At 31.2% G+C, this 11012-nt stretch carries 12 protein-coding genes and 2 pseudogenes; 10 read left to right on the top strand and 4 right to left on the bottom strand.

Annotation, left to right across the window (positions count from 1 at the left end; genetic code table 11):
* Positions 1–356: pseudogene (locus CCO88_RS05420) on the top strand (hypothetical protein); the annotation flags it as partial.
* 4 nt (positions 357–360) lie between these two features.
* Here CCO88_RS05420 and CCO88_RS11105 read toward each other — a convergent pair.
* A pseudogene (locus CCO88_RS11105) lies at positions 361–471 on the bottom strand (FHA domain-containing protein); the annotation flags it as partial.
* Between the two features lie 160 nt (positions 472–631).
* On the opposite strand from CCO88_RS11105, the gene CCO88_RS05415 reads away from it, so the two are divergent.
* Positions 632–1006 (top strand): YbgC/FadM family acyl-CoA thioesterase, encoded by a 375-nt coding sequence (locus CCO88_RS05415; protein ID WP_002776830.1) that lies wholly within the window; start codon positions 632–634, stop codon positions 1004–1006.
* Here the strand turns inward: CCO88_RS05415 and CCO88_RS05410 are convergent.
* From CCO88_RS05410 to CCO88_RS05400, 3 genes are read right to left on the bottom strand one after another with little or no spacing between them, the layout of a single operon-like run.
* Positions 998–2194 carry a hypothetical protein gene (locus tag CCO88_RS05410; protein ID WP_002784768.1) on the bottom strand — a complete coding sequence of 399 codons (1197 nt, stop codon included), beginning with the start codon at positions 2192–2194 and terminating at the stop codon, positions 998–1000. The two genes, CCO88_RS05415 and CCO88_RS05410, sit on opposite strands and share 9 nt — an antisense overlap.
* A complete protein-coding gene (locus CCO88_RS10630; protein ID WP_002784767.1) occupies positions 2191–2799 on the bottom strand; it encodes a uracil-DNA glycosylase family protein in 609 nt (202 codons plus the stop codon). Before CCO88_RS10630 ends, CCO88_RS05410 begins: the two co-directional genes overlap by 4 nt.
* Entirely contained in the window at positions 2796–3275 is a 480-nt protein-coding gene (locus CCO88_RS05400) for a GNAT family N-acetyltransferase (RefSeq protein ID WP_002776833.1), read from the bottom strand. The genes CCO88_RS10630 and CCO88_RS05400 overlap by 4 nt, the downstream gene beginning before the upstream one ends.
* 138 nt (positions 3276–3413) lie before the next feature.
* On the opposite strand from CCO88_RS05400, the gene rpmH reads away from it, so the two are divergent.
* The 8 genes from rpmH to CCO88_RS05360 are packed head-to-tail and all read left to right on the top strand — an operon-like array spanning position 3414 to position 10945.
* Positions 3414–3548, top strand: a complete 135-nt coding sequence (gene rpmH / locus CCO88_RS05395; RefSeq protein WP_002776864.1) for a 50S ribosomal protein L34 — start codon at positions 3414–3416, stop codon at positions 3546–3548.
* On the top strand, positions 3545–3871 hold the full coding sequence (rnpA, locus tag CCO88_RS05390) for a ribonuclease P protein component (RefSeq protein WP_002776865.1): 327 nt from the start codon (positions 3545–3547) through the stop codon (positions 3869–3871). Before rpmH ends, rnpA begins: the two co-directional genes overlap by 4 nt.
* Positions 3868–4212 carry a membrane protein insertion efficiency factor YidD gene (gene yidD / locus CCO88_RS05385; protein WP_072212086.1) on the top strand — a complete coding sequence of 115 codons (345 nt, stop codon included), beginning with the start codon at positions 3868–3870 and terminating at the stop codon, positions 4210–4212. Before rnpA ends, yidD begins: the two co-directional genes overlap by 4 nt.
* Positions 4209–5804 carry a membrane protein insertase YidC gene (gene yidC, locus CCO88_RS05380; RefSeq protein WP_002776868.1) on the top strand — a complete coding sequence of 532 codons (1596 nt, stop codon included), beginning with the start codon at positions 4209–4211 and terminating at the stop codon, positions 5802–5804. Before yidD ends, yidC begins: the two co-directional genes overlap by 4 nt.
* Before the next feature lie 4 nt (positions 5805–5808).
* A complete protein-coding gene (locus tag CCO88_RS05375) occupies positions 5809–6660 on the top strand; it encodes a Jag N-terminal domain-containing protein (protein WP_002790425.1) in 852 nt (283 codons plus the stop codon).
* Positions 6653–7981 (top strand): tRNA uridine-5-carboxymethylaminomethyl(34) synthesis GTPase MnmE, encoded by a 1329-nt coding sequence (gene mnmE / locus CCO88_RS05370; protein ID WP_002839658.1) that lies wholly within the window; start codon positions 6653–6655, stop codon positions 7979–7981. The genes CCO88_RS05375 and mnmE overlap by 8 nt, the downstream gene beginning before the upstream one ends.
* 10 nt (positions 7982–7991) lie before the next feature.
* Positions 7992–10178, top strand: coding sequence for a phosphoribosylformylglycinamidine synthase subunit PurL (gene purL / locus CCO88_RS05365; RefSeq protein ID WP_002839657.1), 2187 nt, complete (start codon positions 7992–7994; stop codon positions 10176–10178).
* Positions 10175–10945, top strand: coding sequence for a DnaJ domain-containing protein (locus CCO88_RS05360; protein WP_002782282.1), 771 nt, complete (start codon positions 10175–10177; stop codon positions 10943–10945). The genes purL and CCO88_RS05360 overlap by 4 nt, the downstream gene beginning before the upstream one ends.
* Positions 10946–11012 lie beyond the last annotated feature (67 nt).

Genomic DNA, 11012 nt, shown 5'->3' with positions numbered 1-11012 from the left:
ATGTGGATTCTACTCCTGAAAGTAGAAATGAATTTGATGATGCTATGGATGGATATAGAAATGGGATGAAAACTAATTTTGATGTAGATATTAGAAACGAAAGAGATGAAAGATCTGCTAAACTGACTATGGATACCCTAATATTAAGTGCCAAACTCGCAGCCCTCACTCCTCCTCAAGGCTATCCTAATGCCCCTTATTATTTTACGCCTGAAAGATTGGAATGGATTTATAAAAGAGGATATTTAGACAAACTCCTTGATCCAAGAATCCCTGCTATTTATAGATATAATTTCCCAAAGGAGCTTAGAGCTAAGATACTAAAATTTGATGAAAAAAATGGCATTAAAGATTAAAAAATCACTCAAAATCTTTAATATACTTTTCCAATGCTTTTAGGGTAAGATTCTCAAAAAGAATCTTATCTTCTTTAATATTGTTTTGTATGGCAGCTTCAAGATATCTTAAAAAGTAAAACTGCATTTTAATTTTAATTTTTATAATAATGTAAAGCTTGATTACTTTTTAAATATGGATAAAATTTCATTTAGATATGTTTAAAATTAGAAAAATTTAACATATTTTTTGATACATTAGTTTTTGATTGAATTTTTGACAAAAGGATTCTAAAATGAAAATACGCATATATTATGAAGATACAGATGCTGGAGGAGTAGTGTATCATAGTAATTATTTAAAATTTTGTGAAAGAGCAAGAAGTGAAATTTTTTTTGCTAAAAATGCACCGATTTTTGATGCTAATAAGGGACATTTTTTATTAACAAAAGCAAATTGTTTTTTTATAAAGTCAGCTAAACTTGGTGATATTATAGAGGTTAAAACAAAGCTTTTAAAAATAAAAAATGCTTCAGTTGATATTGCGCAAGAGATTTATAGAGATGAGATTTTGCTTTTTAAGGTTGAACTTACCCTTGCGTATATTCAAAATGAGAAGCCTGCTAAGATAGATGCAGGAATTAAAAAGCTTTTTGAAGAATTATTTTAATTCTTCAAAACTAGCTTTAGATCCTTTCATGAGGCGAACTTTATATAAAATTTGAGAATTTTGAATTTTTTCATCAAAAAGGCTATCGCTTTTGGTATTTAAAAATTGAGTGTAAAAATAATCTGTTCCTATGCTCGTAGCATATGCTATCCAGTTGTAATCTATGCTTTGATTAAAAATTTCGTTTAGATATGATAGATTATCATCGTGATTATCAATAGAATTTGCAAGAATAAAATTTTTACGGTCCCCTTCTTGAGTAAGACTTAAAAATGTAGGATTATAATTGATTTGAGTTGATAAGAGCACAAAAGGTTGGATGTTATATACGCGTAATTGAGAGCTTATAAGTGCTGTTTTGATTAAAGGAGTGTTGAGAAATATTGAAGCATTATTTAAACTGCCTTGTGAGCGTAAGAGTCTATAAAAATCAAGTTTTTCTCCCTCAACACGATAAAATCTTGTATTTGCATTTTGTTCAAGTACGCGAGAATTTAAATTACTCGAAAGCATAGATCCATCGCTAAAGGCTGCTATATCGGAATTTGCCTTGTTTAAAAGTGCTAACACTTGAGCATCATAATCTATGCTTCCAAAGATTATATTTTTGTTTAAATTTGAAAAAGAAACATTATTTTTATGAAGAGTAGGGATGAAAATTTTCATATCTCCTGAATAATCTTTTAATTGATTCACGCCTTTAAGTGTTAGTGCAGCAATAGCGTATTGATAGCCTTGAGCTTGAACTTGCTCGAGTGTTGAACGAATTTTATCATTGTCTTCTGTGCCGGTTAAAAAAACTTTAACTTTAATTTCGGCCCTTTGGCTTAAAAGATAGGCAATGCTTGAGTTGATTATGGTATTAGAATAACTTTTTATAGTTTTTTCAGGTATGATGATGGCAAGCTTTACAGAAGTGATTTTTTGTAAATTTTTGTCAAAATCCGTAATAGAATTTAAAAGTTTGGCATAAATATTTGATAAAAATTGATCATGTTGATCAACAAATTCGCTCAAAAAACTAAGATAAAGCCTTGCTTCTAAAAGTTCTAGTAAGCAGTTTGAGTCACATTCTTGTGTGCTTATTTTTGGATAAAAATTTTCAGCAGGTTTAACATCGACTAATTTTTGCTCCTTGGCAAAAACAAAGCCAAAGCATAAACATAAGATTAAAAATATTTTCTTCATAAAAATCCTTTAATTTTTTTTAGATCTTGTATAAAAATTTTTTCACAGCTTGGATTTTTTTCTATAAATTCAAGCTCAAAACTTGCCATTATAAAGAAATTTTTATAAGCAAAGATTTCTCCTCTAAGAACGTTAAAGTCTGAAAAACCCAAGCTTTTAAAAGGATACTCACCTAAACAAAGAATCATTTTAGGCTGGACAAGTTCTAACTCATTCCAAAAAAATGGCAAGCAAGATTGTAGCGAAAAATCATCAAATTTTCCATTAGAAAAACATTTAAAAAGATAAGAAAAATAAAATTCTTTCTCGCAAAGTCCTAAAATTTCTTTGAGATAAAATTTTAATCTTTCTCCTTTTTTTGAATTTAACAAAACTCCTTTTTCATTTTCATTTTTATGCGCTAGTGTATCAACGATCATAAGAGAGGCATTTTTTATCTCATTTTCCATAAGCGTAAAGCAGCGTGATTTGGAAAAATGACACAGAGTACATTCTTGAATGTTTTTTCTTAAATCTTTAAAATTTTCTATTTTTGAATGGAGTTTTAAATTTTCATCCGTAAAATCATAACCCATGGCCTTTAGATAATGTAAAGTTCTTATCATAGCTCACAAAGTTTTTCTAAATTTTCTCCACTTAAACGATAGTTACGCCATTGTTTTAAATGCTGCGCTTTCAAACCCTCATAAAAATTTATACCTAAAATATTTTCATTTAAACACACCCAATCAAGTCTTTTTAAATTCTCTTTTTTGCATATTTGTCCCAAAAATTTAAAAACTGCTCGCCCATAACCTTTCTTGCGAAAATTTTTTCTTATGTAAATATCTTCTAAATAAATTCCACCATTTCCCAAAAAGGATGAAAAAGTATAAAAATAAATCATATATCCTATGATATTTTCATCTTCTTTAAGTAAAAATGCTCGGGCAAATTGATTATCAAATAAAGAAGTTTCAAGTTTTTCTTTTGAACATTGTAAAGAATCTTCCATCTCTTCGTATTGCGCAAATTCTTTAATCATTTCAAGCAAAATATCCAATTCTTCACGCTTGAGTGTTGTAATTTCAAATTTTGGCATTTTTTAAATATTCCTTTGTTGATTTGATTTTGCAAATTTATCAAAATAAAATAAAAAATACTCTTAATTAAAAGCAATTTATAAGTAAGATTAAGATAAAATACAAGCTTATTTTATATTTTTTTAAGGAAAATTGAAATGAAAAGAACTTATCAGCCACATGGTACCCCAAGAAAACGCACTCATGGTTTTCGCGTTCGTATGAAGACTAAAAATGGTCGCAAGGTGATCAACGCAAGACGCGCTAAAGGTAGAAAAAGACTCGCTGTGTGAAAACTTTTGGTAAATTCAGCGAAAACGAAGAATTTTCAGCCGTATATAAAACAGGTAAAAAGTGGTATTGCGATGGCATTATCATCTTTTATCTTAAAAATGATGAGCAAAAAATGGCAGTTGTTGCTAGTAAAAAAGTTGGAAAAGCAGTGATTAGAAATCGCTCAAAACGTATTTTAAGAGCTTTATTTACTCAATTTGAAAACAAACTTCAAAATGGAAAATATATTTTTGTTGCCAAAAGTGAAATCACTCAATTTCCTTTTTCTAGATTAGAAAAAAATCTAAAATGGGGATTAAAAAAACTAGAATGTTTAAAATAGTATGTTTAAAAACTCTTCGCTTTTATCAAAAATTTTTAAGCCCTTTAAAACCCCCTGTTTGTAGATATTATCCCACATGTTCAGAATACGCCTTTTGGCAATTTCAAAAAAGAAATTGTATTCTTGCATTTTTTTCAAGTTTTTTTAGAATTTTAAAATGCAATCCTTTTTTTAAAGGGGGATTTGACTATCCAAAAATTACTAAAAATATTACTTCTTGTAATCTATGTTTTAAGCCTATTTTTTTGGCGCAAAAACAGCTTTATTTTTTATATATACCCCACCATCAGGATAAAAGTTTTTATCTTGTTAAAATTATCTTTCAAAGGACAAATAAGTGAATAATTCGAATAATATTTTTCAGCAAAAACGCATTCTTTTAGCTGTAGTTATTTCTTTTTTATTTTTTGTTGTGTATGATTATTTTTTTATACCTAAGCAACAAATAAAATTAGAGCAAAACATTACTACTACACAAGCTGATTCTCAAAACGCAACCAATATCAATGCTCCACAACAAAATCCACAAGCGAATTTAAATGTAGCTGCAACTAGCAATACAATACCTCAAGATAAAATCATTGCCGATATTAAAAGCGAGCATTTTGAAGCGCAGATTGACTCTTTAGGCAGAATTGTAAATTTTTATCTTCAAGATAAAAAATACCAAAATGAAAAAGGCGAAGCTATCAATCTTATAAGCAAAGGAAATTTGCCTTATCCTTTAGAGATGCGTTTTAGCGATCCTGCTATCAATACGCAAGCCTTTAGCGTGCCTTATGCTGCGGATATGAGTGAAGTTTTTATCGATGAAAATGGCAGTAAGACACTAAAACTTACCCAACAGCTTTCAGATTTAATTGTTGAAAAGAAAATCACTTTTTATTCTAAGGGTAATTACGATATTGAAGTTAAATTAAGTAAAAATATAAATTATTTCATAAGTCCAGGTTATCGTCCAAGCATAGCAGTAGATAGCTATACAGTTCATGGAGCTTTGGTTATGGATGATCAAGAAACCATCCATACTTATGAAGATGGCGATATGGACAAGGATGAGAATATTAAAAATGCTTGGATGACTTCGGCTTTTGATAGATATTATGCTGCCTTCTTTTATAATTTTGAAAAACCTTTAAATGTAACTATCAGTAAAGATGCTCAAAATAATCCTTTGGTATTTGCGATGAGTGATAATGAATTTAAAGCCGGTGGTTATATGGGCCCTAAAGAACATGTGATTTTAAGATCTATAGATCCGCGTCTTGAAGCTGTTGTAGAGTATGGTTGGTTTACTTTTATAGCTAAGCCTATGTTTGAATTTTTAAATTTTTTACATAATCATATAGGAAATTGGGGTTGGGCTATTGTTATAATGGTTTTAATTATTCGTATAATTTTATTCCCATTAACCTATAAATCTATGATTTCCATGAATAAACTTAAAGACTTAGCACCTAAAATGAAAGAATTAAGAGAGCGCTATAAAGGCGATCCTCAAAAAATGAATATGCATATGATGGAGCTTTATAAAAAACATGGTGCAAATCCTATGAGCGGATGTTTGCCTATACTTTTACAAATTCCTATTTTCTTTGCTATTTATCGCGTATTACTCAATGCTATAGAGCTAAAAGCTGCCCCTTGGGCGTTTTGGATACACGACTTATCAGTAATGGATCCTTATTTTATTTTACCTATTTTAATGGGTGTAACAATGTTTATACAGCAATTAATCACCCCTATGACCATACAAGATCCTATGCAAGCAAAAATTATGAAATTCTTGCCTATCATTTTTACCTTTTTCTTTATTACTTTTCCAGCGGGTCTTACTCTTTATTGGTTTGTTAATAATCTTTGTTCTTTGGTACAACAATGGGTAATCAATAAAATGTTTGCAAAAGAACATCATAAAAAACAAGCGGAGTGAAAAAATGAGAATTGAAGCAAAAGATCTTCAAAGTGCATTAACAGAAGCTTCAAAAAGCCTTGAATGCTCGGTTATAGATTTAGAATATGAAATCATTCAGTATTCCAAAAATGGATTTTTAGGCTTTTGGCGCAAAAATGCTATCATCGAAGCTAGAGCTAAAAAACAGCCTTATAGTAAAAAAAATTCTAGAAAAGATTTTAATGCGTCCAAAAATGATGTTCATAGAAATTATGAAAAACCTTACCGCAAATTCGATGATAGAAGTAAAATAGACAATAAAAAAGAATTTGAAGTAGAGGCTAGAGAAGTTAAACCTAAAGAGAAATATGTTGTCAAAAGCGATGGAATTTTTGATAGCTTTCACAAAGAAAGCGGAGGAACTCACAATAAGGAAGATATTTTAGATGAAATTCGCATACAGCTAGAGAATTTATTAAAAGCAACTTGTTTTAATATCTCTTTAGTGGAGTTAAGAATGTATGATGAAGAAAGCGTTTTTATCCGTTTAGATGGTGATGATGCAGCCTTGCTAATTGGCAAAGAGGCTCATCGTTACAAGGCTATTTCTTATCTTTTGCATAATTGGATCAACCTCAAATACAATCTTTTAGTTCGTCTTGAAATTGCACAATTTTTAGAAAATCAAATTCAAGGAATGCAAATTTATCTTCAAGGTGTAATTGAAAAAGTTAAAATCAATGGAAGAGGTCAGACAAAACCTTTAGACGGAGTTTTGATTAAAATTGCTTTAGAAAAATTAAGGGCTGAATTTCCAAATAAATATGTAGGTATCAAACAAAACAACGATCAAAGATATGTTGTAATTAACGATTTTTTTAAAAAAGATGAATGATACTATAGTAGCTATTGCAACTGCCCATGGAGTGGGTTCTATCTCGATTATAAGATTAAGCGGGGAAAGAGCGCTTGAAATTGCTTTAAAATTAAGCAAAAAAAATGAACTTTGCCCCCGCTATGCAACTTTTACAAAGCTTTTTAATCAAAAAAATGAATTCCTTGATGAAGCCATAGTGATCTATTTTAAAGCCCCTTTTAGTTTTACAGGTGAAGATATAGTTGAATTTCAAGTGCATGGTGGTTTTAGTGTAAGTGAAATTTTGCTTGAAGAGTTGATAAGCTTAGGAGCAAGACTAGCAGAACCTGGAGAATTCAGTAAAAGAGCTTGTTTAAGGGGTAAAATGAGTCCCTTAAAGGCTTTAAATATACAGGATTTAATCTTAGCAAAATCTGCAAATGCAGCAAAGATTATCGCAAGAAATATGCAAGGAAGCTTGGGAGAACTTCTTGATAAAATTCGCACAGATTTGGTAAAAACTTTAGCTTTTGTGGAAACGAGTATTGATTATGCTGATGATGATTTGCCTTCTGATTTACTAGAACAAATTAGCACAATGTGTGAAGAAAATTCTAAAATTCTAAAAGAAATTTATACACTTTCAGAAAGTAAAAAAGGATTGATAGAGGGTTTTAAAATCGCTATTGTGGGTAAGCCTAATGTTGGAAAATCCTCTCTTTTAAATGCCTTGCTTTCTTATAAAAGAGCTATTGTTTCTGATATAGCTGGAACGACTCGTGATACCATAGAAGAGAGTTTTAAACTAGGTACGCATCTATTGCGTATTATTGATACTGCAGGAATTCGAGAAAGTAAAGATGAGATTGAGCAAATCGGTATAGAGCTTAGTAAAAAGAGCATTGAAGATGCAGATATTATCTTAGCTATTTTTGATAATTCAAGAAAAAAAGATGAAGAGGATGAAAATATTTTTAAGCTTTTAAGTCAAAGCGATAAAAAGATTTTTTATCTTTTAAATAAAAGTGATTTAAAAACTCAATTTGATAAACCTTGTGATATTGATTTTATGGAACTTAGTGTTCAAAACGATATTCAAATTTTAAAAGAAAAGCTTGAAAAATATTTAAATTCGCTAGATAGTGATGGATTTTTAGTTAGTTCTATCGCTCTTATTAATGCTTGTAAAATTTCAAGCGAAGCGATTTTAAGGGCTAAAGAATTACTCAGTGAAAATTCTTTAGAGTTGTTTGCCTTTGAGTTAAATTTAGCCATTGGCGAACTTGCAAAATTTACTAAAGATTTCGATAGAAATGAAATTTTAGATGAAATGTTTGGTAATTTTTGTTTAGGAAAATGAAAGGATACAAATGGACAAAGAAACAATAAAAGCACATAAAATCAGCGATGAGGAATATGAACAAATATTAGAAATTTTAGGGCGTGAGCCAAATTTACTTGAACTAGGTGTCATTTCTGCGATGTGGAGCGAGCATTGCTCTTATAAATCTAGTAAAAAATATCTTAATGGTTTTCCAACTAAAGCACCTTGGGTGATTCAAGGCCCAGGAGAAAACGCAGGGGTTATTGATATTGGGCAAGGTATGGCAGCAGTTTTTAAGGTAGAAAGTCACAATCATCCTAGCTTTATCGAGCCTTTTGCAGGTGCGGCTACGGGAGTAGGGGGAATTTTGCGTGATGTTTTTACTATGGGTGCAAGAGTGGTTGCAGGGCTGAATTCTTTAAAATTTGGCGATATCCATGATGAAAAATGCGGCAAACATCAAAAATACCTTGTTAAAGGTGTGGTAAATGGAATTTCTCATTATGGAAATTGCATGGGTGTGCCAACTATAGGTGGAGAATGTGCTTTTGATGAGTGTTTTAATGGAAATATTTTAGTCAATGCTTTTGCTTTGGGTATTTGTAAAAGTGAAGATATCTTCTATGCTAAGGCCGAAGGCATAGGAAATCCTGTGATTTATGTAGGCTCTAAAACGGGCCGAGATGGGTTAGGTGGAGCTGTAATGGCAAGTGATAGCTTCAATGAAGAAAGTAAAAGTTTAAGACCTACTGTTCAAATTGGCGATCCTTTCAGTGAAAAACTTTTAATGGAAGCTTGCTTGGAGCTTTTTAAAACAGATTATATTGTAGGTATTCAAGATATGGGTGCAGCAGGACTTACTTCAAGCTCTTTTGAAATGGCAGGAAGAAGTGGTAGCGGTATGAAGCTTTATCTTGATCAAACTCCTATGCGAGAAAGCGGTATGACGCCTTATGAATTAATGCTGAGTGAGTCTCAAGAAAGAATGTTAATTTGTGCTAAAAAAGGCTATGAAGATAAGGTTATAGAAATCTTTAAAAAATGGAATTTGGATGCTGTGGTTATGGGTGAAGTAACTGATACTGGAAAAATGGAGCTTTTTTGGCATGATGAGCTTGTAGGGCTTATACCTATTGATCCTTTGAGTGAAAAAGCGCCGATTTTGGATCGTCCTGTGAGTAAACCAAAGTATTTAAATGAAATTAAAGATTATAACTTCACGCTTAAAATGTCTCAACAAGAGCTTTTTGAAAAAATGCTAAAAAATGAAAACATTAACAACAAAGCCTTTATTTATGATCAGTTTGATTCTAGTGTGCAAACAAATACTATAAAAGCAGATGGAGCTTTAGGTGCGAGTGTGATACGCATCAAAGAAAATGGTGCAAGTGTAGCAATGGCTATAGAGTGTAATTCGCGTTTAAATTATGTAAATCCTAAAACTGGAGCCGCTTTAGCAGTAGCTTCAGCAGGAAGAAAAGTTGCTTGCACGGGGGCTAAGCCTTTGGCAATAAGTGATTGTTTAAATTATGGAAATCCGCAAAATCCTGAAGTGATGTGGCAATTTGCACAGGGTTGCGAAGGCATTAAAGAAGCTTGTAAAGAGTTAAATACCCCAGTAGTAAGCGGCAATGTTTCACTTTATAATGAAACTGAAGGTGTTAGCATATTTCCAAGTCCAACTATAGTTAATGTGGGCGTTTTAGAAGATGCAAATAAAACCCTAAAAGCAAATTTTGAAAAAGAAAATACTATCGTTTATCTTTTAGGTGAAAGTTTTGGAGAATTTGCGGCTTCAATGGCTATGAAAATACAGGATAAAAAGGTAGCAGGTAGTCTCAAAGAGCTTGATTATAAGGCTGAACTTGCACTTTGGAATTTGCTTTATAAAGCCAATCAAAATTCTTTACTTGAGTGTGCCAATAGCGTAGGAATAGGGGGTATTGCTATGACTTTAGCAAAAATGTTTGCTATTTCTAGTATGGGTGCAAATTTAAATAGTGGCTTTAGTGATGAAAAAATGATTTTTGATGAAAGTGCTAGTCGTGCTATCGTAGGCCTTGATAAAGAAAATGAAGAAGCATTTTTAAAACTAGCACATGAATTGGGTGTAAAAGCTACAAAACTAGGTTTTAGCACTAAAGAGCAAAGTTTTAAACTTGATAGTATAAATTTAAGCAAAGACGAACTTAATAAACTTTATTTTGATAGCTTTAAAGAGCAAATTCAATGATATTTGTTTTAATTATTTTAACTATCTTAGTGTTTTATTGGTATTATAAAACTTGGGGAAAGCAAGATTTTTTAAATTCAGCCACGCGAGGAGCCAAAGGTTTTGCTAAAGGCTTTGCTCGCGGAGTTATGGAAGAGAGGATAGATGAATTTAAAAGGCGTATGAATTACTATGTCATCGCACTTTTGGCAAAGATAGCAAAAAGTGATGGTAGGGTAAGCGAAAATGAAGCAGAAATGATCAGTCAAATTTTAGATGCAAACGCCAAAGACGAAAGAGAAAGGGCTTTTTTAAAAGCAAGCTTTAATGAGCATAAAGAAAATATCCACGATGCTTTTTATGTGGCAAAGGATTTTTTAAAAGAAGTTCCTTTACCGAAAAATGAACGCTTTAATGTGCTTCGCGTACTTGTGTTTATGGCCTTGGTTGATGCAGATTTTAGTGCAAAAAAGCGTGAAATTTTAGAGCAGATTGCAAAAGCTTTTGATATTGCAAAAAGTGAGCTTGATAATTTTATTGCGAGTATTTCAAATTTAAAAAGTACTAAAAAAGAACTAAGCCTTGATGAGGCTTATCGTATTTTAGAGCTTTCAAATAATGCGGATTTAAACGCGGTAAAAAAACAATATAGAGCTTTAGCTAAAAAATATCACCCTGATATTTTAAATGCAAACAATGTCAGCGAAGAAGAGCTTAAAAAAGGTGTAGAAAAATTTCAAAAAATCAACGAAGCTTATGAAAAAATTAAAAAGCATTTAGAAAAATGATTTTAAAAGAAAAATATTTTCCTTTAAGAATCTTATCTAAGAACGAGTGGACTTTATCTAGTATAAA

This window comes from Campylobacter coli LMG 9860, from assembly GCF_000254135.1.
Taxonomy (GTDB): domain Bacteria; phylum Campylobacterota; class Campylobacteria; order Campylobacterales; family Campylobacteraceae; genus Campylobacter_D; species Campylobacter_D coli.
Note: the sequence above shows the minus strand (reverse complement) of the source record. Positions and strands in the feature narration are given on the sequence as shown.